23 protein-coding genes are annotated in these 23,574 nt (G+C 69.3%); 14 read left to right on the top strand and 9 right to left on the bottom strand.

Going from position 1 to position 23,574, the window contains the following annotated elements:
- Positions 1-79: 79 nt before the first annotated feature.
- Positions 80-1,513, bottom strand: a complete 1,434-nt coding sequence (locus LWW89_RS16785) for a PLP-dependent aminotransferase family protein (RefSeq protein WP_293266256.1) — start codon at positions 1,511-1,513, stop codon at positions 80-82.
- Positions 1,514-1,618: 105 nt separating this feature from the next.
- Between LWW89_RS16785 and LWW89_RS16780 the strand changes: the two genes are divergently transcribed.
- On the top strand, positions 1,619-2,056 hold the full coding sequence (locus LWW89_RS16780; RefSeq protein ID WP_293266254.1) for a carboxymuconolactone decarboxylase family protein: 438 nt from the start codon (positions 1,619-1,621) through the stop codon (positions 2,054-2,056).
- A gap of 297 nt (positions 2,057-2,353) precedes the next feature.
- Here the strand turns inward: LWW89_RS16780 and LWW89_RS16775 are convergent, their stop codons facing one another.
- From LWW89_RS16775 to LWW89_RS16745, 7 genes are all read right to left on the bottom strand, one after another.
- Entirely contained in the window at positions 2,354-2,578 is a 225-nt protein-coding gene (locus tag LWW89_RS16775; RefSeq protein WP_293266252.1) for a hypothetical protein, read from the bottom strand.
- Between the two features lie 132 nt (positions 2,579-2,710).
- Positions 2,711-3,979, bottom strand: a complete 1,269-nt coding sequence (locus tag LWW89_RS16770) for a PepSY-associated TM helix domain-containing protein (RefSeq protein ID WP_293266250.1) — start codon at positions 3,977-3,979, stop codon at positions 2,711-2,713.
- 12 nt (positions 3,980-3,991) lie between these two features.
- Positions 3,992-6,136 carry a TonB-dependent siderophore receptor gene (locus LWW89_RS16765; RefSeq protein ID WP_293266248.1) on the bottom strand — a complete coding sequence of 715 codons (2,145 nt, stop codon included), beginning with the start codon at positions 6,134-6,136 and terminating at the stop codon, positions 3,992-3,994.
- Positions 6,137-6,380: 244 nt separating this feature from the next.
- Positions 6,381-6,584: a DUF3460 family protein gene (locus tag LWW89_RS16760; protein ID WP_293266246.1), complete on the bottom strand. Its 204-nt coding sequence runs from the start codon at positions 6,582-6,584 to the stop codon at positions 6,381-6,383.
- 95 nt (positions 6,585-6,679) lie between these two features.
- Entirely contained in the window at positions 6,680-6,916 is a 237-nt protein-coding gene (locus LWW89_RS16755) for a DUF3567 family protein (protein WP_293266244.1), read from the bottom strand.
- Positions 6,917-7,034: 118 nt separating this feature from the next.
- A complete protein-coding gene (locus tag LWW89_RS16750; protein ID WP_293266242.1) occupies positions 7,035-7,745 on the bottom strand; it encodes an exonuclease in 711 nt (236 codons plus the stop codon).
- Between the two features lie 92 nt (positions 7,746-7,837).
- Positions 7,838-10,165, bottom strand: a complete 2,328-nt coding sequence (locus tag LWW89_RS16745) for a TonB-dependent receptor (protein WP_293266240.1) — start codon at positions 10,163-10,165, stop codon at positions 7,838-7,840.
- 350 nt (positions 10,166-10,515) lie between these two features.
- On the opposite strand from LWW89_RS16745, the gene LWW89_RS16740 reads away from it, so the two are divergent.
- The 13 genes from LWW89_RS16740 to LWW89_RS16680 all read left to right on the top strand — a co-directional run bounded on the left by LWW89_RS16740 (position 10,516) and on the right by LWW89_RS16680 (position 23,170).
- Entirely contained in the window at positions 10,516-11,883 is a 1,368-nt protein-coding gene (locus LWW89_RS16740; RefSeq protein WP_293266238.1) for a sialidase family protein, read from the top strand.
- Positions 11,884-11,903: 20 nt separating this feature from the next.
- Positions 11,904-12,455, top strand: coding sequence for a hypothetical protein (locus tag LWW89_RS16735; RefSeq protein WP_293266236.1), 552 nt, complete (start codon positions 11,904-11,906; stop codon positions 12,453-12,455).
- Between the two features lie 193 nt (positions 12,456-12,648).
- Positions 12,649-14,691: a biofilm regulation protein phosphatase SiaA gene (gene siaA / locus LWW89_RS16730; protein ID WP_293266234.1), complete on the top strand. Its 2,043-nt coding sequence runs from the start codon at positions 12,649-12,651 to the stop codon at positions 14,689-14,691.
- A gap of 34 nt (positions 14,692-14,725) precedes the next feature.
- Complete coding sequence (gene siaB / locus LWW89_RS16725; RefSeq protein WP_293266232.1) at positions 14,726-15,268, top strand: biofilm regulation protein kinase SiaB; 543 nt, start codon at positions 14,726-14,728, stop codon at positions 15,266-15,268.
- Positions 15,269-15,270: 2 nt separating this feature from the next.
- Positions 15,271-15,654, top strand: a complete 384-nt coding sequence (gene siaC / locus LWW89_RS16720) for a biofilm regulation phosphoprotein SiaC (RefSeq protein ID WP_293266230.1) — start codon at positions 15,271-15,273, stop codon at positions 15,652-15,654.
- A 3-nt stretch (positions 15,655-15,657) separates the two neighbouring features.
- Positions 15,658-16,458 carry a biofilm regulation diguanylate cyclase SiaD gene (siaD, locus tag LWW89_RS16715; RefSeq protein ID WP_293266228.1) on the top strand — a complete coding sequence of 267 codons (801 nt, stop codon included), beginning with the start codon at positions 15,658-15,660 and terminating at the stop codon, positions 16,456-16,458.
- Between the two features lie 156 nt (positions 16,459-16,614).
- Positions 16,615-17,151: a flavin reductase family protein gene (locus LWW89_RS16710; RefSeq protein ID WP_293266226.1), complete on the top strand. Its 537-nt coding sequence runs from the start codon at positions 16,615-16,617 to the stop codon at positions 17,149-17,151.
- Positions 17,152-17,376: 225 nt separating this feature from the next.
- Entirely contained in the window at positions 17,377-18,312 is a 936-nt protein-coding gene (locus LWW89_RS16705; protein WP_293266224.1) for an AraC family transcriptional regulator, read from the top strand.
- 139 nt (positions 18,313-18,451) lie between these two features.
- Positions 18,452-19,024 carry a carboxymuconolactone decarboxylase family protein gene (locus tag LWW89_RS16700; RefSeq protein ID WP_293266222.1) on the top strand — a complete coding sequence of 191 codons (573 nt, stop codon included), beginning with the start codon at positions 18,452-18,454 and terminating at the stop codon, positions 19,022-19,024.
- A 2-nt stretch (positions 19,025-19,026) separates the two neighbouring features.
- Positions 19,027-19,854 carry an ABC transporter ATP-binding protein gene (locus tag LWW89_RS16695; RefSeq protein ID WP_293266220.1) on the top strand — a complete coding sequence of 276 codons (828 nt, stop codon included), beginning with the start codon at positions 19,027-19,029 and terminating at the stop codon, positions 19,852-19,854.
- Positions 19,855-19,864: 10 nt separating this feature from the next.
- Entirely contained in the window at positions 19,865-21,094 is a 1,230-nt protein-coding gene (locus tag LWW89_RS16690; protein ID WP_293266218.1) for an ABC transporter substrate-binding protein, read from the top strand.
- The gene (locus tag LWW89_RS16685) at positions 21,091-21,921 is read left to right on the top strand and encodes an ABC transporter permease (protein ID WP_293266216.1); all 831 of its coding nucleotides are present in this window, start codon (positions 21,091-21,093) and stop codon (positions 21,919-21,921) included. The genes LWW89_RS16690 and LWW89_RS16685 overlap by 4 nt, the downstream gene beginning before the upstream one ends.
- 43 nt (positions 21,922-21,964) lie before the next feature.
- Complete coding sequence (locus LWW89_RS16680) at positions 21,965-23,170, top strand: acyl-CoA dehydrogenase family protein (protein WP_293266214.1); 1,206 nt, start codon at positions 21,965-21,967, stop codon at positions 23,168-23,170.
- Positions 23,171-23,391: 221 nt separating this feature from the next.
- Here LWW89_RS16680 and LWW89_RS16675 read toward each other — a convergent pair.
- Positions 23,392-23,574: hypothetical protein (locus LWW89_RS16675; RefSeq protein ID WP_293266212.1), on the bottom strand; the 183-nt coding region annotated here is incomplete at its 5' end.

Raw genomic sequence — 23,574 nt, 5'->3', positions numbered from 1 at the left:
CTTTTGAGATGGTGATACACCACGTTGGCTAGCAAACCCCGCGCCAGTCGTGGCTTTCCAGACAGCCACCTTCCCCACCTCACCCCAACCGCCCCCACACCTCCGCCAATTGCGCCAGAGCGGTATCGATCTCCGCCGCTGTAATCCCCCCATACCCGAACAGCAACCCTGGCACCGGGGGCTGGCCGGCGTAAAAGGCCGAGACGCCGTAGAGGCCGATACCGGCGGGGCGGGCGGCGGCGATCAGGGTGGCTTCGTCATGGCCCGGGGCTAGGCGGGCGGCGAGGTGGATGCCGGCGGCGGGTTCCAGGGCTTCCAGCCAAGGAGAAAGGGGGCCGTGCAGGTGGGTGAGTAGGCGGGCGCGGCGGTCGGCGTAGTGTTTGCGGGCCCGGCGCAGGTGGCGGGCGAAGTGGCCTTCGGCCATGAAGGCGGCCAGGGCGGCCTGGGTCAGGGCGCAGCCGTGCCAGTCCCCCACCTGGCGGGCCTTGCGCAGGGCGCCGACCAGGGAGGGCGGCGGCACCGCGTAGCCGATGCGCAGGTCGGGGAAGAGGGTCTTGGAGAAGGTGCCCACGTAGGCCACCCGGCCGGCCCTGTCCAGGCTCTTGAGGGCGTCCAGGGGGCGGCCGGCGAAGCGGAATTCACCGTCGTAGTCGTCCTCGATCACCAGGGCGTCGCGCCGGCCGGCCCAGTCGAGCAGGGCCAGGCGCCGTTCCAGGCTCATCGACATGCCCCAGGGGAACTGGTGCGAGGGGGTGACATAGACCAGCCGGGCGTTGTCCGGCAGACGCTCCACCACCAGGCCCTTCCCGTCCACCGGCACGTCCACCAGCACCGCGCCCTGGGCGGCAAAGCTGGCCCGCACCGGCGGGTAGCCGGGGGATTCCAGGGCCACCACGTCGCCGGGGCGCAGCATCACCCGGGCGAGCAGGTCGATGGCCTGCTGGGCCCCCTGGGTGACCACCACCTCGTCCCGGGCGCAGGCCACGGCCCGGCTGAAGGCCAGGTAGCGGGCGATCTCGCTGCGCAGGGAGGGGTCGCCGGCCGGATCCAGGTAGCCGCTGCGCCGCCGCACTTGGGCGGCCAGGGCCGTTTCCAGGCAGCGCCGCCAGGCGGCGAAGGGAAAGAGGCGCTTGTCGGTGACGCCGCCGCGAAAGTCGTAGGGGGCCAGGGCCTCGCCGGCGGGCAGGGCCAGGGCCTCGGGCAAGCCGGCCCAGAATGGAGACGGGGCCAGGGGCCGGACGACGGCGGCGCGGGCCGGTCCCGCTTCCCGGGCCAGGCCGGCGGCGACGTAGGTGCCGCCCCCGGGGCGGGTGGCCAGGTAGCCCTCGGCGATCAGCCGGTCGAAGGCGTCCAGGGTGGTCTTGCGCGACACGCCGAGCTGGGCGGCCAGTTCCCGGGTGGAGGGCAGCTTGGCCCCGGCGGCCAGGCGGCCGGCCAGGATGGCCTCGCGTAACTGGCGGAAGAGCTGGCCGGCCAGGTCGCGGCGGCCTTCGAGGATGAGGTGCAGGTCCATGAACTGGTCACCTGAAAAACACGTGAACTGGTAATTTTGCCAGACCGGTTGACGGCCTATGCTCCATCCATCGTCCCGCTGCGGGACCGCTCACGAGGAACCACCATGGAACATCGTCTCAACTTCTACCAGGCCAGCCCCGGCGCCATCCAGGCCATGCGCGGCCTGGAGACCCACCTGGCCAAGAGCCCCCTGGAAGCCCCGCTCAAGGAGCTGGTGCGGCTGCGCGCCTCCCAGATCAACGGCTGCGCCTACTGCGTGGATCTGCACACCAGCGACGCCCGCAAGGGCGGCGAGGACGACCGCCGCCTGGCCACGGTGTGCGTCTGGCGCGAGACGCCGTTTTTCAGCGAACGGGAACGGGCCGCCCTGGCCTGGACCGAATCCCTGACCCTGGTGGCCACCGACCGGGTGCCCGACGCCACCTGGGAGGCCATGCTGCCCCACTTCACCCCGGAAGAGATCGTGGACCTGACCCTGCTGGTGGGCACGATCAACGCCTGGAACCGCTTCGCCGTGGCCTTCCGCAAGGTGCCGGAATAAAGGCATAAGTCGCATTGGGTGCCGCCGATTTTCCAGCATCCCGGCCAAACCCCGCGCCAGTAGGGCATCTTCGGGCAGGCAGGGCCAAACCCAAGGACTGGCGCGGACTTTCATGGGCATATAGTGAAGGTCCGCGCCAGTATTGGGTTTCCGGGCAGCCGGTCATGACAGCGACGAACATCGCTACCGCCGCACCGGCCTCCCGACCCCGACCCGGCGGCACGGCAGCCCGAAGCCCGGCACAAAAAAAACGGCAAGGCCGAGCGCCTTGCCGTTTTTCGTCGTGCCACCGTGGGTTCAGGCAAGAAAGGTCTTCTGCTCCTTGAACAGCTTGCGCGCGTCGCTGTGGGCCTGGTCCAGGTTGCGCAGAGACGGATCGTCGTCGTGGGGGCTGAAGTATTCCTTGTCCTGGGCGGCCATCACCAGGGCAATCGCCGCCTCGTCGCTCAGGTCGTACTTCTCGGTGATCAGGGTGGTCACTTCGTCCAGGAACTCTTCGTAGGTCATCGGGCGTGGGGGCATGGCAGCGCTCGGAAAATAATGGGGATGATGGGCAAGGCGCCCCCGCAAACGACGGCGGGCGCCACGGCCGGCATTATCCCCCGGGAACGGGGGGCCGAGGGTGGCCCTGGTTGGCCAGCCCCCCCAGGGCATTCAGGCCGCCTCGGTTTTCGGTTGGGCGCCGGGTCCGCAGGATTCGACGGATACGGTAAATTCATCGCCGCCCCCCATCCCTGCCCGGCGCGCCGCCTTGCCCACCCGGGCACGGCGCTTCTTCAGCCAGATGATCAGGCCGGTGACGCACAAGAGGGCCACCGCCGCTCCGAGCAGGGACACCAGGATGCGCCCCGGCACGCCCAGGATGCGCCCCGAGTGCAGGGGGAACTGGGCTTGCAGGAAGATATCGCCGGCACTGCCCTCCCCCGGCACCTGGCGGCCCACCAGGCTGCCGTCCTCGACGTCGAAGTACAGCCAGGGGTTGCCCAGGCCGCCGTCGCCATGGCTGTTGCCCGGGGCGAAGAAGCCCACTCCGATCACGCCGAATTCCGGCGCCGCGAATACCCCGCCGGCGGGGCGGGTCCAGCCCAGGCGGCGGGCTTCGGCCTCGGCCCGGGTCACGGCCTCGGCCATGGTCAGGCGCGGTTCCCGGGCCTGTTCCGGCGGCAATGGCGTGCGGCTGGCGAAGGGCGACGGCGAGAGGGGCGATAGCACCGCCACCAGGGGCCGCACCACTTCCCGTTCCAGGTTCATCGACACCGAGGTGACCGCCAGGATCAGCAATAGCAGCCACAGCCATACCCCGCCGGAACGGTGCAGGTCGAAGGCCAGCTTGTAGCCGCCCTGGCGCCAGCGAAAGGCGAACGACTTGCGCCACTGGGCCGGATTGGGAAACGACAGCCACAGAGCCACCAGGCAGTCCACGGCCCAGCCCAGGGCGATCAGGCCCATCAACCAGATGCCCCAGCGGATGCCTGCCCCATCGGGTATGTGCATGCTGTAGTGCAGCTTGTAGAGAAAGGGCAGCAGATTTTCCCGGGTCAGGGACACCTCGCCCCACATGCGCTTGCCCAGCACGGCCCCGGTCACCGGGTCCACCGCCACCTGGTTGTAGCCGGGCGCAAACAGCTTGCCGGTGGACGGATCGACCCGGGGTTCCACCGATGCGGTGAAGCTGTGGCCGGGTTCGATATTCAGGGGCATGAAGCGCACCCGCACCCGGGGGTCCGCCGTCTCCACCGCCCGGGCCAGGGCGTAGGCCGACTGGGGCTGGCCCGGCGTGGCGGCGTGGAACAGGTGGGGATTGAGCCACTCGTCCAGCTCGTGGTCCCAGGAGATGACCGCGCCGGTGGCCCCGGCGACGAACAGGAACAGGGCGGCGGCCAGGCCGAACCAGCGGTGCAGACGGACGAGCAGGGGACGCATCGGCGGCAAGCCTTAGAACTTGACCGTGACCGACACGCTGCCGTTGATCGGCGCGCCGTAGTAGGCCTGGTCCCAGTACAGGCTGGTCAGGTACTTCTCGTTGGTCACGTTGTACAGGTTGGCGGACACGCTCACGTCCCGGCTCACGTCGTAGCGGGCCATCAGGTTGACCAGGGCGTAGCCGGGCTGGCGGGTGACGATGCCGTTGCCCTGGTTGCGGTAGATGGCGCCCTGCCAGTTGATGCTGGCCCCCACCTTGACCTGATCGGCGAATGGCAGCCGGTAGGTGGTGGACAGGCGCAGCAGGTTGCGCGGCACGTAGGTGCGGCTGTCGTTGCCCTGGTCGTCCTTGATGCGCAGGTGGGTGAAGCCGGCGCTGCCCTGGAGGCGGGAGGTGATGCTGCCCGAGGCGTCGAGTTCGTAGCCTTCCGAATTGGCGTCCACGCCCCGGTAGTAGGCCTTCGGCCCCAGGTAGCCGGCCTGCTCGGCGGCGTTGTGCTGCTTGGTCTTGAACACGGCCAGGGAGGCGTTGAGCTTCTTGTCGAACAGCTCGCCCTTGACGCCGGCCTCGTAGCTGCGGCCGGTGAGGGGCTTGAGGGGCTGGCCCTGGCTGTCGATCTGGCTTTGGGGATTGAAGATGTCGGTGTAGCTGACGTAGGCCGAGACGTTGGGCGTCAGGTCGTAGATCAGCCCCACGTAGGGGGTCACGTCGTGGGCGCTGGTCTGGCGGCTGACGCCGTAGCTGGCGCCGCTGCCCTGGGCGCTGGTGGAACGGGCCCCGGCAACCAGCTTCCAGTCGTCCGCCAGATTGAAGCGGGCCGCCGCGTAGGCGCTGCGGCGCCGGTCCACGAACGAACTGCCGTCCGTGGCGGCGTCGAAGGACGGTTCCGGGTAGCTGCCGTTCCAGCCTTGCAGGGGCGGCAGGGCGGTGCCGATGCCCACGCCGTAGCCCGACAAGTCGCTCAGGGAGGCCCGGGACCAGCTCACCCCCAGGGTCAGGTCGTGACGCCGCCCGCCCAGGGTGAATTTGCCGCTGGCGTAGAGGTCGGCGATGGTCTGGTTGCTGTCCGACTGGTAGCTGGACGGATAGCTGTAGAGCCCCAGGCCGGTGGCCCGGTCGGGGGTACCGTACACATAGAACATCTTGCTCGACGAGGTCTGCACGGTGTGGGTCAGGACGAAACGGGCCTGCCAGCTCTCGCCGAGCTGCTGGGCGAGCTCGGTGAAGGTGGTGGTGGTGCGGTTGTTCCAGTAGGACCAGTCGGCGGCGGTGCTGGTGGAGCGGGAATAATTGGTCGGCGTGCCGTCGGTGTAGTAGAGCGGCAGGGCGCCCCACAGGGGACGCTTGGCGTAGCCGTCCTGGATGCTGTGGCCGAAGGCCAGAGTGGTGCTGTCGCTCAGGTCGGCTTCCAGCACGCCGTAGAACACGTTCTTGGCCAGGGAGTAGCGAGCCAGGTAGGAATCCCGGTCGGACACGGCCCCCACCAAGCGGGCGCGCAGGGTGCCCGCCTCGTTGAGGGCGCCGGACACGTCCGCATCCAAACGGCGCTGGTTCCAGGAACCCACGGTGGCAGTGGCCGCCCCCTGGAAGCCCAGGGTCGGGCGCTTGCGCACGAAGTTGACGGTGGCCGAGGGGTTGCCGGTGGCCGACATCAGGCCGTTGGCGCCGCGCACCACCTCGACCCGGTCGTAGATCGCCGTATCCAGGTCGCCATAGAGGTTGCCATAGACGAAGGGGACGCCGATGCCGTCCACCTGGAAGTTGGTGATGTCGAAGCCCCGGGAAGTGTAGTAGGTGCGATCGGTCTCGACCCGTTCCACCGTCACCCCGGTGGTGCTCTCAAGCACATCGTTCACGCTGTCGAGCTTGAAGTCGTCCATCTTCGCCCGGGTCACCACCGACACGGACTGGGGCGTTTCGCGCAGGGACAGGTCCAGCCCGGACGAGGCGCGGCTCTTGCGCACCGTGTAAGCGCCGGTTTTTTCCGACGAAACGTCGCCCCCCTGGGCATCGGTGACCACCACTTCGCCCAGGGTGCGGTCCCCGGCGGCGGTGTCGGCGTGGGCTTGCGCAGCCAGGGCAGCCCAGGAAGCGGCAAGCAGAATGGAAACAGGACGCCGCGCAAAGGCGCGCGGCAGCGCATCGGCCAAGGCCATGAAGACTCCCGAGAGATAGCGAATGCGATCTGGCGAGCGGCCTGGCGGGTGCGTGGGTGGCTGGCGTGACGCGGTGGCGTTGTGTTGTGGTGTAGGCCGGGCGTAAAGCCCGAGGGTGAGCATTATACGAGAACAATTCGCAAACAGGAATCGTTCTCAAAAAAACACGTCACCGGCAAAAGAAAAACGGCAAGGTCGAAACCTTGCCGTTCTCGCTGCAAACCCGCTGTGGAACTTGGTGGGCTTACTTGGTGGTCACGTCGTAGGGGTAGGACTTCTGCGCCACCTTGGATTCGTCGCTGCGCTTCAGCTCATCCAGGGTCTGCGGGCGGTCCCACCACAGGGCGCGGCCCTTGGCCTGATCCTCGACCCAGGCCGGGTTCTCGGCCAGCGCCTCGTCGATGAACTTGGTGTGGTCAGACACGTAGTCGGAAATGACGCGTCCCATCGATTGTCCCCTCGATCGTCGAAAAAAGCGGAATTATACCGGCTCCGCGCTGCTTTTCCGGCAATTGGGCAGGAGCATAAGCCCCGGCGCCGGATTCAATGGAAACTGATCGGTTGGGTCGTGCCTTCGCAATAGTCGGCAAGGAAAGCGTCAATCTCGTCGCTGTCGCCCTGCTGTTCGGTGACAACCTGGCGCATGGCGGCATGGAAGTGATCCGCCCGCGCTCCCTGGATGAACAGCATGCGGCCGGAGTCCTTCTCCACCAGCTCGTAACCGTGCTGGGCCACGTAGGACACCACTGCATAGTGCTCGCTGTTGAAGACCACTTTCATGACGGCTCCTTTCCGAAACGACTGCTCAGTCTCCAAGATGGGGCGCAGAGGGTCGTTTTCAAGGGTTCGGACTTTTCCACCGGGAAAAAGTGCCGGGCCGCCGTGAGGAAAAGTGTGCCTATTTGTCGCCGGACGTAACGGCGGGGCCGTCCGCCACCGCGGCAGCCGCCGCCAGGGCTTCGGCTTCCGCCTCTTCGGCGGCCCGGGCCGCGGCCCGCTCGGCCTTCCAGGCCTCCACATAAGCGGCCAGATCCTCGCCGATGCCCAGGCGCTCGCGCTGTTCCTTCCAGAAGGTCCACATGTTGCAGAACAGGGCGCCCTGCTCCAGGGCGTCGTCCAGGGCCACGTGGGTGTGGGGAAAGTCCTCGAACCAGGCTTGGGGCAGGCGCGGCTTGACCGTCTTGCGGTAGGGCAGCCCGGTCAGGCTCATGGCGAAGGTCTTGATGTCCAGGGCCGACCAGGAGAACGGGCAGCATCCGGCGAAGCGCATCAGGTACCAGAACATGTAGGTGAAGTCGAAACCGGCCGGGTAGGCGACGAACACCGGCTTGCCCGGCAGCGCCTCGACCCACTTGGCGTACTCGGGCATCACCTCTTCCGGCGGCCGGACGTTCTCCCGGTGGGCGGCCCAGGCGGCCGGCTCGCTCTTCCACCAGCGCATGGTCTCTGGATGGCCGGCGGCGCCGGGGAGCAGTTCCAGGTTGGCGCTGTAGGTGGCGATCAGCTCCTTCTCCTGGGTGTAGACCGCCGAGGCGAAGGACAACATGGAATGGGGACCGGGGATGGGGCCGTCCGCCTCCACGTCGGTACTGACGAAAATCTCTGCCATGAAAAAACGCCCTTGAATCGTTTGAAGCGACGACAAGGGCGCATTGTAAGGGACAGCGGCCTTTGCCGCCGTCCCGCCGAGCGATCGTGCGCTCAGTAGTCAAACTTGAGCTTGGCGAAGAAGGTGCGCTGCGGGTAGGGGTGGGGGCTGACGAAGTACTTGTAGTTGTTCAGGTTGTCCACGCCTACCGAGGCGCTCCACTGCCGGGCCAGCTGGTAATTGACCTTGGCGTCCACCACCAGGAAGCGGCTAGCGCCGCCGTAAGTGTCGGGATTGCCGTCGGTATTGCCCAGGGAGTTGTACTGGCGGCCGCTGTAGCGGGCGGCCAGGGTGTAGGACAGCCGCGCCGAAGGCCGGTAGGTGCCCACCAGGGTGGCCCGCCAGTTGGGGATGCGGGGCTGGATGTTGCCCGCCACCGCCGGGTTGCGGGCGTCTTCCAGGATTTTCGAGTGGGCATAGGTGACGCTGCCCGCCAGGTCCAGCCCGCGCACCCACAGGTCGGTCATTTGCAGGGCGGTTTCGACGCCCTGGGTGCGGATCTTGTCGATGTTCTGGATGCTGGTCACGCTGGGCGACACCGTGGTGTCGGTCTGGGAATACAAGGCGTCGCGCTTGTCCTCCTGGAACAGGGAGACGCGCCACAGCCCGTTTTTCAGCCCGCGCATCGCCGTCAGTTCGGTGGACACCACCTGTTCGGGCTTCAGGTTGGGATCGTTCTGCAAGGTGGTCTGCCCCCCCTGCGCGGAGCTCTGGAACAGCTCGCTGACCGTGGGGTAGCGGTAGGCTTTGCCCAGGGAGGCGCGCAGCTCCCAATCAGGCGTGGCCTGGAAGAACAGGGCCAGCTTGGGCGAGAAATTGGTCTGCTCCCGGTTGTCGTAGCTCAGCGCCTTGGGGCCGAGCTTGACACTGGTGCTGTAATTGCTGCCGCCGTAGGCGCTCCAGTTTTCCAGCCGGCCGCCCAGCACCACCTTCCAGTCGGGCTTGAAGCGCCAGGCGTCCTGGAGATAGACGGCCTGGGTGCGGGTGTTGCCGAACGAGGAGGACGTCAGGGCGCCCAGGCTGCCGCGCAGCCAGTCGGAAGCCACGTTGTAGGTGCGCGAACGCAGGGCGTAGAGGTCGTAGTGGTAGCCGAAGCTGACCTGGTGGGTGCTGGCCAAGGAACCGCCCGGACGCCATTCGCCGCGCAGGTCGAGGGTGTCCCAGCCGGTGCCGTCCATGTAGATGGCCTGGCCGCCCGGACGCACCGTGCCCAGGCCCGAATCCGTACCCACGTTGGCCGCCGTGCGCGACACGTCCTTGTCGTAGTGGTAGGTGCTGATGAGCGCCTCGCCGTCCCATTCGCCGCCGGTGTTGGACTTGAGCGAGAAGGCCTGCATCAGGTGCTCGCTCTCGCTGTGGCCCGGGTTCACGCCGGAAACGGTGTAGTTCTGCCCGCCGATGTTCACGTACTGGCCGGTCGGGGTGTTGTAGTAGGCGTTGCCGTGAGAATCGCGCAGGTAGGTCTGGGCGGCGGTATCCGAGGTGTTCTGCCACAGGCCCAGGGTGTAGGTGGCGCGCAGGGTCGGGGAGAAATCGTAGGCCAGCTTGAGCTTGCCGTTGTCCTGGACGGTGTGGTCGATGCTGTAAGCGCCGGTCACCACCCGGGGCGCCCCGTTCTGGTCCAGGTCCCGGTAGGCGCCGGTAACCGTGGTGCCGCCGGCGCCGCCCTTGAAGCCGGCGGTGCCGAAGCTCATGGGATGGCCGTGGGTGTTCAGGTGGTCGGCACTCAGCCAGAACGACAGGTCGCCCACCTTGTTGCCCAGGGAGGCGGTGGCGTGGGTGCCGTTGTTGGTCTCGTCGGTGCCGTAGAGCTTGAAGCGTTCCTGGAAGCCCTGGATGCTGGCGTGGGCCTCGAACTTGGTCGGCATGCGGGTGCTCATCAGCACCACCCCGCCCATGGCGTTGCCCGGGTAAAGGGCCGAGAACGGGCCGTAGATCATGTCCACCCGGTCGATCTCTTCCGGCGACACCATGCCCCAGCGCGGCGGGTTGCTATAACCGTTGCCGAGGAAGTTCGACAGCAGCAGGCCGTCGGCATAGACGATGGTGTTGGCGCTGGACACGGTGCCGCTGGTGCGGGTCGAGACGATGCCGTTGCGGTCGCCGATGTAGCGCTCGCGCACCACGATGCTGGGCAGGTACTTAAGGGTTTCGGCGGCGGTCACCGCGTTCACCTGCTGGTCGATCTGCCGGGCGGTGACGCTCTCCACCGTGGCCGGCAAGTTGGCGGGCACCGCCGGCGCACTGTCCTTGCCCCCCTGGACGACCATCTCGCCCAACTGTTTTTCCATGCCCTCATCGGCCGCCCAGGCCGCGCCCAGATGCCCGAAGGCCACCGCCACGGCCATGGCCAGCCGCGTTTTTTGCAGATGCTTCCCCACGTTGTTCCCCGATTCTTTCGACTGCTGATTTCTGAATTGCTGTGTTGCCTGCCCCGCTTCCGGCACCAATCCCGGCCGGAGCGGCAGCAGCGGCGCAAGACGCGCCCTCCCCCCGCCGCGCACCCCGTGCGACGTCGGGCGGGGCGCATGATGCGCGCCGGCGCCGCGGCCGCACATGTGGCATTTTGTCGCGCGGGCAGGCCGCCCCCCGGCTGTTAGCATGGGAGCATTGGTCGGCGGGCAGCCTGCGGGTTGCCTTCTTCGGCAGCTCCTCTCCTTGCCCCGCCCGGCTTGTCCGTATTTCTCCCGCCCGTGCTTTTCCCGCTCCCGCGCCACCCGGTTTCACCGCCATGCCCGCTCCCCTGTTCCGCATCGTCGCTCCACGCCCTCTTTCCGTAGGGAGCGCGCTCTTCGTCCTGCCCCTGCTGTCTGCGCTGTTCGCGGCAACCATCCCGCCGGCCCGCGCCCACGAGGGCCATGAAGGCCACGGCGCACCCACGGCTTCAAAGGGCGCCAAGGCGCCCCGCCCGCCCCTGGCGGTGGGCGCCGCCTTCGACGGCAGCGGACGGCTGTGGCGGGTGCGGGTCGCCCCGGAGCAAGGCGGGCGGCTGGTGGTGGACCACTCCGACGACCTGGGCGCCCACTTCTCGGCGCCGGTGGCCGTCAACGCCGTGCCCGAGCCGGTGGCGGCCGAGGGCGAACTCCGTCCGGACATCCTGGCGGCCCTGCCCGACGCACCGGCAGGCACCGCTCCCCCGCCTGCTCAGGTCTGGGTGGCCTGGACTTCGCCCCTCGCCAACGTGCCCTACGCCGGCCACGTGCGCTTCGCCCGCTCCACCGACGGCGGCCACAGCTTTTCCGCGCCGATCACGGTGAACGACGATACGGCCCCCATCACCCACCGCTTCCAGACCCTCTCCCGGGGACCGGACGGGCGCCTCTACCTGGCCTGGATCGACAAGCGCGAGGGCGAGGCGGCCAAGCGCCAGGGACAGGCCTACCGGGGCGCGGCGATCTACTACGCCGAATCCCGGGACGACGGCGCCACCTTCGGCGCCAACGCCCGCCACGCCGCCCACACCTGCGAATGCTGCCGCATCGCCCTGGCCAACGACCCCGCCGCCCCTGCCGGCAGCCGCCCCCTGGCCCTGTGGCGCCACGTCTATGCCGACGCCCAGGGCAAGAGCATCCGGGACCACGGCCTGGCGCCCTTGGGCGGCATCGCCGATGGCACCGAGCCGCCCAAGGGCAGCGACGACCGTTGGCAGGTGGATGCCTGCCCCCACCACGGCCCGGCCCTGGCAGTGGCCGGCGACGGCACCCGCCACCTGGCCTGGTTCAACCTGGTGGGCGCGGCCCCGTCCCTGCAATACCAGGCCCTGGATCGCAACGGCGCCCCCCTGGCGCCGCCCCGCCGCGTCGGTGGCGAACTGGCGTCCCACCCGGCCCTGTTCGTCCGGGGCGACGCGGTCTGGCTGGCCTGGAAGGAATTCGACGGCCAGGCAACCCGGGTCTTCGCCCAGCACTCCACGGACGGCGGCCGCACCTGGGACACCCCCCGCCCCCTGGCCGAAAGCGGCGGCGCCTCGGACCATCCCCAACTGATCGGCGACCGGGGCCGCCCCTACCTGTCCTGGAACAGCCAGCCCGAGGGCTACCGCCTGATCGCCCTGGAATCCCCAGAACCTCCGGCTGCCCCGGCGCCCCACCGCCACTGACGCCGACACGCCCCCCGACGATGTCCGCCCTCCGCTCCCGTCCTACCCTCCGCCGCCTCGACACCATGACCCGCCTGCTCGCCCGCTTCGCCGCCCTCCTGCTGCTCGGCGCCGCCCTGCCGGCCCTGGCCGGCGCCCTGACGCCGCTCCAGCCCGGCGACTACGCCCGCATCAAGTCCGCCCGTAGCGGCAAGCCCTTCATCGTCACCCTGTGGGGGCTGGACTGCCCCTACTGCAAGGGCAACCTGGCCATGCTGGGCGCCGCGGCCAAGGCTAACCGCCAGCTGGACCTGGTGGTGATCGCCACCGACACCCCGGACGACGCCGCGGCCCTAGCGCCGCTGCTGCGCCAGGCCGGGCTGGGGGAGCGGCGCACCTGGGTGTTCGGCGACGCCGCCCCGGAGCGGTTGCGCTTCGAGATCGACCGCCAGTGGCACGGCGAAATGCCCCGCACCTACCTGTTCGACGCCGACCACCAGGCCACCGCCGTGAGCGGCTCCCTGGCGGCGGAAGACTTCCACCTGTGGCTGCGGCGCAACGGCCTGGAAGCCCCCCGGGCGGTCCGTCCCTGATCTTGCCCAGGCCGCGCCCGGCAAGGCGCGGCGAATGAAACGCCATGGCCGCCGGCGCCATCCCAGGGACAGCGCCGGCCCGCATCCCTGGAATCCCATTCGCGAAATCCCCACCCGCGAAATCCCTTAAGATAGCCCTCTGTCCCGATGCAGCCCCAGCGCCGCCCCGCGACATTCCACAAGGGGGTCTCCGTTGTCACAAGAACAAACCGAACAATCCGCCCAGGCCGGTGAAAGCCGCATCCGCTGGGGCCTGCGCGCCCGCACCGCCCTGCTGCTGTTCGGCCTCGCCGCCGTGCTGGTGGTGGCCGGCCTGCTGGTCGGCCGTCAGGTCACCGACGACATCCGCGGCCACTTCGGCGCCGCCTTCGCCCGCAACAACGCCCTGCTCACCCAGCAGCGCATCCTGTCCCTCCTCGGCCGCGAGCTGGCCCTGGCCGAGCGCCTGGCGGATTCGGCCCTGCTGCGCGAATGGATCGAGGACGAGAACAACCCGGAAAAGCGTCAGCGCTTCTTCCGCGACGGCGACAGCTACCGGCGCGGCTTCGCCGACCAGAACTTCTTCCTCGCCAGCGCCCTGAGCGGCCACTATTACCTGAGCGACAAGGACGCCGACCTGAGCGATCGGCCCCGCTACACCCTGCACCGGAATTCCCCCGACGATGCCTGGTTCTACGCCACCCTGGACAAGGTCAAGACCCACGCCGTCAACGTGAACCCGGACGAGAAGCTGCGGGTCACCAAGGTGTGGACCAACGTGGTGGTGCACGACCGGGCCGGGCGGCCCATCGCCCTGACCGGCACCGGCTTCGAGTTTTCCCGCTTCCTCCAGGATTTCGTCACCTCCCCGGAGCCCGGGCTGACCACCCTGGTCATCAACCAGACCGGCACCATCGTCGCCCACCCGGACCCGTCCAAGGTCGAATACGCGGCGGTGAGCAAGGCCGATTCGGACAAGAGCATCTTCCGCCAACTCGACGACGATGACGCCCGCGACGCCCTGCGCGCCGCCCTGGCCGAGAGCGCCGCCGACAGCGGCCGGGCGGTCACCTTGCAGACCCGGCTCGACGGGCAGGACCGGCTCCTCGCCCTGGCCTACATCCCCTCCCTGGACTGGACAGTGGTCACGGCGGTGGACCTGGCGGCGAGCAAGGTCCTCGACCAGGGGATGATCGTCGCCGTGGGCATCGGCGGCGCCGTTTTGCTGCTGCTCATCTTCGCCCTCACCACCGCCGGCTTCGACCGCTTGGTGCTGCTGCCCCTGGCCCGCCTCACTGGCTCGGTGCGGCAGATCGCCGCCGGCCGCTACGACGTGCGGCTGCGCTCGCGCCGCCGCGACGAGATCGGCGAACTGACCCGGGCCTTCGACGCCATGGCCCAGCAGGTGCGGGCCCATACCGAGGAACTGGAACGGCGGGTGGAGGAACGCACCGCCGACCTGGCCGACGCCAACCGCAAGATGGCCGAAACCCACCGCAAGCTCACCGACAGCATCCGCTACGCCAGCCTGATCCAGAGCGCCATCCTGCCCGACCGGGACCTGTCCCAGGCCTTCCACGGCGAATACTTCGTCCTGTGGCTGCCCCGGGACGTGGTGGGGGGCGACCTCTACCTGTACCGGGCCAACGACGACGGCTGCCTGTTCGGCGTGGTGGACTGTGCCGGCCACGGCGTGCCCGGCGCCTTCATGACCATGATCGCCCACGCCGCCATCGGCGTGGCCGCCGCCGACACGCCATGGAACGATCCGGCCGCCCTGCTCGCCCGCACCGACGAGGTGGCCCGCACCATGCTGCCCAGCGACGACCGCTTCGGCCAGATCGCCACCAACATGGACATGGGCCTGTGCTACGTGGACCTGCGCCGCGGCCTGGTGCGCTTCGCCGGGGCCAAGCTGTCCCTGTTCTGGAGCGACGGCACCCAGTGCCACGAGATCCGCGGCCAGCGCCGCGGCCTCAACGACCGCAAGCCCGGCACCTACGAAAACCGGGAGGTGGGGCTGGAACCGGGCCGCACCTTCTACCTGGCCACCGACGGCCTGCTCGACCAGGCCGGCGGCGAACACGGCTACGGTTTCGGCGAGCGCCGCCTGAGCGACTGGGTCCAGGCCAACGCCGAGGCACCCCTGGCCGAGCAGCGCGACCGCCTGGCGGCCTATCTGGAAGCCTACCGGGGCGCCCTGCCCCAGCGCGACGACATCACCGTGATGGCGTTCCGCTTCGACAATCGCCCGTAACCATTAAAATACCGCGTCCCCTGGGGAGTCATACATGGAGCAACTGGACGTTTATTCGCTGCGCGAGGTCTTCAACCGGCAGAAGATCATGCTCTGCTTCAACGGGCCGTTCACCGCCACCTTGATCGAGGAAATCGGCAAGGCCCTGCGCAAGCACATGGAAGGGTTGCAGGAATCGCCCTCCTCGGTGTCGGACGTGTTCTCGGTGTACATCGAACTGACCCAGAACATCCGCCGCTACACGGTGCTGAACAACCTGCAAGAACATGCCGCCACCTCGACCATCGTGGTTTCCCACGACGACGAAGGCCGCCACGTGGTCAGCGCCGGCAACGTGGTACGGGCCGGCGACGGCGCCACCTTGGCCGCCCGCATCGCCAGCCTGGCCGGCATGGACAAGAACGAATTGAAGGCCGCCTTCAAGGCCCAGTTGCGCCAGCCCCGGGACGAACTCAACAACAACAGTGCGGGCCTCGGCCTGATCGACATGGCGCGCAAGGCCTCCCAGCCTTTGATCTGCTCGCTGCGCCCGATCGACGGCGAGTGGTCCTTCTTCAGCCTGCGCGTGGTCCTATAAAAATGACAACCGACAACCTGAACATCAGCGAAACCAGTTCCACCCCCGCCATCCAGGCCAACTGGGAGGACGGCACCGTCCACATGCAGGGCGATTCCTACCCGGAAAATTCCTTCGAGCTGTTCCAGCCGGTGATCGACTGGGTGGAACGCTTCCTCCGGGAGGCCAAGCGCCCCCTGCGCCTGGAACTGGACCTGCTCTACCTCAACACCAGCAGCATCCGCGCCCTGATGGACATCCTCGACATGCTCGAGGAAGCCCACACCCGGGGCACCGGCATCAGCGCCGTGTGGCGCTACGACGCGGCCAACGAGCGGGTCGGCCAGCTGGCCGAGGAATTCAAGGAAGACTGCACCTTCCCCTTCGAAATCACCGCCCGGACGTAAGCCGTGTCCAGCCGACCCGACGACGACGAACTCGACCAGCGCATCGAGACCCTGCTGCGCGCGGAGCACGACGGCAACCCGTTGCGCCCGGCGCTGGAGGCGCTGTTCGACCGTTACCGGACCCAGCAGCGCCTGCTGGATCGGCTGACCCGCATTTCCGACCACTTCCAGCAGGCCGAGCGGGACCGGGGCCTCAACTACGCCGACCGCTACCAGCGCAAGGTGCGCCAGATCGAAAAGATCGTGCGCATCAGCGACCGCTACCAGACCATGCTGCGGGAGCTGAACGACCGGCTGCACCTGATCTCCACCCGGGACGAGCTGACCGGCCTGCCCAACCGCCGCTACCTGCTGGAGCGCTTGGACACCGAGATCAGCCAGGTGGCGCGCAACGGCGGCACCTTCTCGGTGGGCCTGGCCGACATCGACCACTTCAAGTCGGTGAACGACACCCGGGGCCACGCCGCCGGCGACGCGGTGCTGGCTCACACCGCCCGCTGCATCCAGGACAGCATCCGCGACTACGACGTCTGCGCCCGCTGGGGCGGCGAGGAATTCCTCATCCTCTTCCCCCAGTGCGCCGAGGACGACGCCTTCCGGCTGGCGGAACGGGTGCGCCACGTGGTCGAGGACCAGACCCGGGCCCTGGGCCTGTCGCCGGCCATCACCCTGAGCATCGGCGTCACCGAGTTCCAGCCCGGCGAATCCCTGGACGCCACCCTCAAGCGCGCCGACGACGCCCTCTACCGGGCCAAGGAAGCCGGCCGCAACCGCACCGTCGGCAGCGCCCCCGACGGGGCCTGATTCGCCTCTAATCCGGGCTTGGCGTGGGTCTGATCCGTAGCCCCGCTCCAGCCTCGCCCCTCCCAGCTCCGCCCCCACGGCGGGCCGCCCGCCTTGGCGCCGTGCCCGCCGCCGTCCACAATGCCCCCAGGCACCGACAACGCGACGGAGGCGGCCATGGCCAAGCGAAAACTCCCCCTGGGCAAGGTCTACGCCCTGCTCGAACCCGGCCCGGTGGTGCTGGTCAGCACCTTCGACGGCGAGCGGCCCAACGTCATGACCCTGTCGTGGCACACCATGATGGAGTTCGAGCCGCCCCTGGTCGGCTGCGTCATGAGCGGCCGGGACCATTCCTTCGCCGCCCTCTCCGAGCAGGGCGAATGCGTCATCAACATCCCCACCGCCGACCTGGCCCGCCAGGTGGTCGGCTGTGGCAACTGTAGCGGCCGCGACACCGACAAGTTCGCCCGCTTCGGCCTCACTCCGGTCCCGGCCGGCCAGGTTGCGGCACCGCTCATCGCCGAGTGCTACGCCAACCTGGAATGCACCGTGGCCGACACCGCCCTGGTGGAGCGCTACAACTTCTTCGTCCTCGAAGTGATCCAGGCCTGGATCGACCCGGCGGTGAAGGACCCACGCACCCTGCACCACCGGGGCCACGGCACCTTTGCGGTGGACGGGGAGATCGTCAAGCTGCGCTCGCGCATGAAGTGAGGCAGCCCCCCCCGGGCGCCGGCATCCATCCCCTAGGCTGCCCACCCGGCCGACGCCCCGCAGCCTCTACTCACCTGCCCGCCTGCTCACAACCCATTTTCCAGGCGGGCATAACCATATCGGTTTTTCTTCCTTAACCCCCGGGCCGCCCCTGCCTACCATGCCCCCCTGTTCAACCGCCGCCCGCCGCTCCGCCGCGCGGGCCCTCCGGCTTTGGGGAGCGCCATGTCGTCACGTCAGGACCGGCTCATCCACTGGCTGCTCGGCAGCCTGGACCTGGATACCACCCTGTTTCACCTGGGCCAGTATTGCGGCACCTGGAAGGCTTCGATCACCGGCCTTTCCCGGGCCGGCTTCCACGTGGTGCTCAACGGCCGGTGCTGGCTGCACCTGCCCGAAACCGGCGAGCGCCGCCCCCTCCAGGCCGGCGACGCGGTGTTCTTTCTGCGCGACGTGCCCCACGTGCTCAGCCCCGAGGCCGACCCGGCCCGGGCCGCCGACGCGCCCCGCGCGGCCATGGCGCCCCTGGACCGCTCCGTCCCCGGCAGCGTGGCCCTGGCCTGCGGCTTCTTCGAATTCCGCACTCGGCTCACCGACCTGCTGCTCGGCTCCTTCCCCGACTACGTGGTGATTCCCGACGGGGACGGCGAACTGGCCGAGGCCCGGCCCCTCTTCGACCTGATCCTGGCCGAGGCGGAACGGGCCGGCGACGCCCCCTCGCCCCTGGTGGCGCGGCTGGTGGAGCTGCTCTTCTTCTACGTCGTCCGCCACCTGTGCCGGCGCCGGGAAGTGAGCGCCGGGCTGTGGGCGCTGCTCGCCCAGCCCGGCTTCGCCCCCCTGCTCGACGCCCTGATCGCCGCCCCGGAACGGGAGTGGACCGTGGAAGCCATGGCCGATCTGACCCACATGTCCCGGGCCACCTTCTTCAAGCGCTTCCAGCACGTGTGCGGCACCTCCCCCAGCCAGTTCCTGCTGCAACTGCGCATGAAGGTGGCGAGCCAGTTGATCCGTCAAGGCACGAGCCTGTCCCGGGCGGCGGAACAGGTCGGCTACCAATCGGACGCCGCCTTCTCCCGGGCCTTCAAGAAGGCCACCGGCGTGCTCCCCGGGGCCTACCGGCGCCGCTGCCAGCCCGAGGCCGCAACGCCCCAGGCGGCCTGAGCGCCCGGCCACGGCCGGGCGAGACGAACGAGCAAAAGATGCGGACGGCCACGCATTGAGGCCATCCCGGCCCGGCCGGGACAATCCCCGTAGCGTATCGACGCCCTGCCCACCGTCCGCACTCCACAAAGGAAGCCCCATGTCCCGCCTCACCCTGCAAACCCTCGAATCGGCCCCGGAAGCCAGCCGCCCCTATCTGGAAAAGGCCCTGGCCAAGAACGGCTTCATCCCCAACCTGCTGGGGATGCTGGCCAACGCCCCGACGGCCCTGGAAACCTACCTGACCGTGGGCGAGATCAACAGCCGCAGCAGCCTCACCCTGGCCGAGCGGGAAACCGTGCAGATCACCGCCGCCGTCATCCACGGCTGCACCTTCTGCGTCGCCGGCCACACCGCCATCGCCTACAAGCAGGGCAAGCTGGCCGAGGACCTGGTGGAGGCCCTGCGCCGGCAACAGCCCCTGCCCGACGCCAAACTCGACGCCCTGGCCGTGTTCACCCGGGCGGTGATCGCCCGCCGCGGCGCCGTCACCGGCGCCGAGCTGGACGCCTTCCTCTCCGCCGGCTATGGCGAGCAGCAGGTGCTCGAAGTGATCCTCGGCGTCAGTCTGGCCACCCTGTGCAACTTCAGCAATTCCCTGGCCCAAACCGAACTCAACCCGGAGCTGGCGGCCTACCGCTGGCAGCCGCCGGGCGAGAACGGCGCCGCCTGACCATGCGCGCCGCCGCCCCCGCCCCTTTCCCCCTGGACGACGCCCCCCTGCTCGACGCCCGGGGGCTGTCCTTCGCCTACGGCCCCCAGCCGGTGTTCGCCGGGGTGGACCTGACCATCGGGCGGCGGGAGATCGTCTGCCTGATCGGCGCTTCGGGCTGCGGCAAATCGACCCTGCTGCGCCTGCTGGCCGGCCTGGCCGAGCCCGGGGCCGGCGAGGTGCGCCTGCACGGCGAGGCCACCGGTAATAGCAGCGGCAAGGCCCGGGCGGCGGCGGCCAGCGTGGTGTTCCAGTCCCCGGCCCTGCTGCCCTGGCTGACCGTGGCCGGCAACGTGGCCTTCGGCCTGGATTTCGCCTGCCGCGCCAAGGAATCCCGCACAGTCCAGGCCGCCCGGGTGAACAAGGCCCTGGCCCAGGTGGGCCTGGCTGGCCACGCCGCCAAGCGCCCTCAGGCCCTTTCCGGCGGCATGGCTCAGCGCGTCGCCCTGGCCCGCGCCCTGGCCCGGGACCCGGAAATCGTCTACCTGGACGAGCCCTTCTCGGCCCTCGACGCGGTAACCCGGGAGGCCATGCAGGACCTGCTGGTGGAACTGGCGCACCAGCGCCAGGCCGCCGCCCTGCTGGTTACCCACGACATCGACGAGGCCCTGCGCATCGGCGACCGGGTGCTGCTGCTCGCCGGCCACCCGGCGCGCATCGTCGGCGAATGGCGCCCGGACGGCCGGGCGCCGCGCCTGCACCGCTCCGCCGCCCTCAACGCCCTGCGCGAGGAAATCCTCGACACCCTGGCGGCCCCGGCCGCCGCCCGCCCCTGTATCCACTCCACTTGAGGCCCGCTCCATGCTCGATCTCGACCCGACCGCCCCGGCCCACGCCGCCGACCCCGACGCCGCCTTCGACCGCCAGTCCCTCTCCCGCCGCGACTTCCTGCGTCTCTCCGCCCTGCTCACCGGCGCCGTGGCCCTGCCCGGCCTGGCCCGGGCGGCCAATCCGGACGACCCGGTGCGCATCGGCTACCTGCCCATCACCGACGGCGCCCCCCTGCTGATCGCCCACGCCCGCCAGCTGTTCGAGGCCGAAGGACTCAAGGTCGAGGCGCCGCGCCTGTTCCGCTCCTGGGCCCAGATCGTCGAAGCCTTCATGGCCGGCCAGGTGAACGTGGTGCACCTGCTCTCGCCCATGACCGTGTGGGCCCGCTACGGCAGCCGCTTCCCGGCCAAGGTGGTGGCCTGGAACCACATGGCCGGCTCGGCCCTGACCGTGGCCCCGGGCATCCAGCAGGTGAAGGACCTGGGCGGCAAGAAGGTCGGCGTGCCTTTCTGGTATTCGATCCACAACGTGGTGCTGCAACACCTGCTGCGCGAGAACGGCCTGACCGTGGCGACCAAGCCCACCGGCGCCCTCAAGCCCAACGAGGTGGCCCTGGCGGTAATGGCCCCGGCAGACATGGGGCCGGCCCTGGCCAACGGGGCGATCGCCGGCTTCATCGTCGCCGAGCCCTTCAACGCCGCCGCCGAGACTAACGGCATTGGTCGCATCCTGCGCTTTACCGGCGACGTGTGGCGCGACCACGCCTGCTGCGTGGTGACCATGCACGAGCGGGACCTGAACGACCGGCCCGAGTGGTCCCAGAAGGTGGTCAACGCCGTGGTCAAGGCCCAGCACTGGCTGCGCGACCACCGCCAGGAAGGCGCCCAGCTGCTGGCCAAGGACGGCCCGGGCAAATACACCCCCTTCCCCCTGCCGGTGCTGGAGCGGGTGCTGGTGAACAACCCGGAGCTAGAGCAGCGCTACATCGCCGAGGGGGCCATCCGCCACAAGGAGTGGAAGGAAGCGCGCATCGACTTCCAGCCCTACCCCTTCCCCTCCTACACCGAGCAACTGGTGAAGCTGCTCAAGCACACCCAGCTCGAAGGCGACAACGGCTTCCTCGCCACCCTGGACCCGGCCGCCGTGGCCAAGGACCTGGTGGACGACCGCTTCGTGCGCAAGGCGGTGGCCTCGGTGGGCGGCCTGAAGGCCTTCGGCCTGCCCGAGAAGTACGTGCGCAGCGAGACCCTCCAGGCATGAGCCGCTTCGCTCCGGCGGACGGCGGCGCGGCCCCGGCCGCGACCACGGCCGCCATCCGCCTCGCCGCACAGGGCATCCGCCTGGCCGGCTGGCCCCTCCTGGGGCTGGCCGCCAGCGGCGCCCTGTGGTGGCTGGCGGTCCACAGCCTGGGGCGGGACACGCCCCTCGGCCTGATGGCCGGGCGCTTCTCGCCGGAAAACACCTGGCGCGCCGCCCAGTCCCTGTGGCACGGCGGCGAGATCTGGCACCACGCCCGGGTCAGCCTGCAACGGGTCGGCCTGGGGCTGCTGCTCGCCCTGCTGGCTGGGGTGCCCCTGGGCCTACTGGTGGGCACCCTGCGCCGCTTCGAGCAGGCCACCTCGGTGGTCTTCCAGTTCCTGCGCATGATCTCGCCGCTGTCCTGGATGCCCCTGGCGGTGATGGCCCTGGGGGTGGGGGACGCCCCGGTGGTCTTCCTGCTGGTGTGCGCCGCGGTGTGGCCCATCGTGCTCAACGTGGCCGCCGGCATCGCCGCCATCGACCCCCAATGGCTGACCCTGGCCGACAGCCTTGGAGCCAACCGCCGCGAGCGGCTGTGGCGGGTGGTGGCCCCGGCCATCGCCAGCCACCTGCTCACCGGCATCCGCCTGGCCATCGGCCTGATCTGGGTGGTACTGGTGCCTGCCGAAATGCTCGGCGTGGACGCGGGCCTGGGCTACTTCATCCTCGACACCCGGGACCGGCTGGCCTACGGCGAGCTGATGGCCACCATCCTGTTCATCGGCCTGCTCGGCTTCCTGCTCGATTGCCTGGCCCGCCAGGCCCACCGGCGCTGGGCCGGGGCCTGAGCTTCGCCCTTCCCGCCCTCCCCCGTTTCACGAAAGACCCGCCATGACCGCCTCCGCCGCCTCTTCCACCCGTGCCACCGACCTGCCCACGGCAATCCCCGGCGTCGATCTGAACGCCCTCGACGCCCTGATCGCCCGCCAGCTGGCGCCCCGGGTCAACCGGATCGACCAGGACGGGGAATACCCGGAAGACTTCCTGCGCGAACTGGGCCGCCTGGGCGGCTACGCCCGGGTGGCGGCGCCGGCCTGGGGCGGCGCCTGGCGGCAGGGCGGCAGCGGCCTGGCCGAGACCATCGCCATCATGGCCCGGGTGGGCGAAACCTGTTTGTCCACCGCCTTCGCCGTGTGGTGCCAGACCGCCTGCGTGCGCTACCTCCAGCTTTGCGACAACGCCGCCCTGCAAGCCGAACTGCTGCCGGACCTGGCGGCAGGCCGGCGCCTGGGCGGCACCGGGCTGTCCAACACCTTCAAGGCCTGCTGCCGGATCGAGCGCTTCCTGCTCGGCGCCCGGCGCGTCGAAGGCGGCTACGAGATCAACGGCACCCTGCCCTGGGTGTCCAACCTGGGGCCGGACCACGTCTTCGTCACCGGCTGCCCGGTGGAGGGCGACGATGGGGACGGCGGGCTGGTCTTCTTCGCCGTGGACTGCGGCCAGCCCGGCTTCAAGCTCGCCGACGGGGCCAACTTCACCGCCCTGGAGGGCACCCGCACCTTCGCCTGCCAGTTCCGCAACGTGCGCATCGACGACGCCCGGGTGCTGGCCCACCCGGACTGCGCCGCCGACTACCTCAAACGCATCCAGCCCGGCATGATCCTGGCCCAGCTGGGCATGGGCCTGGGACTGGTGGAAGACTGCATCCGCCTGGTGGACGGCACCGCCCGCACCCACCAGCACATCAACCGCTTCGAGGACGACCAGGCCGACGACCTGCGCCGGGTGCTGGCCGCCGCCCGTAGCGAAACCCGCCGCCTGGCCGAGCTTGCCGACACGGTGCCCGACGGCGCGGCCCAGGCCGAGCTGCTCACCGACATCCTGCGCCTGCGCCTGGCCGGCGGCGAACTGTCCCTGCGCGCCGCCCAGGCCGCCATGCTGCACCAGGGCGCCCGGGGCTACCTGCGCAACGCCACCGCCCAGCGCCGCCTGCGCGAAGCCTACTTCGTGGCCATCGTCACCCCCTCGCTCAAGCACCTGCGCCAACAACTGGCCCTGCGCGAGGGTGAGGCCGGCACCGCCCACGCCACGGCCTGACGCGGCCTGATCCGGCCTGATGGGGTTCGGCGTGGTCTGGCGTGGTCTGGCGCAACCGGGCACCGCCTCTCGGTGCAGCTGCGGGACGGGGAAACTCGCAGCTTGAGGCTGCCACGCAGGCGATACATGAAAAAAATTAATACGTTTCTACAGAAAAAAATCAAATGTCCGCGCCAGTAGCCGAGTTTCAAAAAACGCCCGGCGTAAAACATTAAAAAAATTCAAGTATCGGGGTCAGTTCTAACGGCAGCGGCACCTGGGCGCTTACCCCCCCGCGACGCGCCTTTCGCCGTCCCCCCCTTCTCGCCCCCCTTCTCGCCCCCCTTCTCGCCCCCTTCCACCTTCTTTCCCACCTTCTTTCCCACCTTCTTTCCCACCTTCTTTCCCACCTTCTTTCCCACCTT

Origin of the sequence: Oryzomicrobium sp. (genome assembly GCF_021287045.1) — a bacterium.
In the GTDB taxonomy this organism is placed as follows: domain Bacteria; phylum Pseudomonadota; class Gammaproteobacteria; order Burkholderiales; family Rhodocyclaceae; genus Oryzomicrobium.
This window is presented reverse-complemented; position numbering and strand designations above follow the sequence as displayed.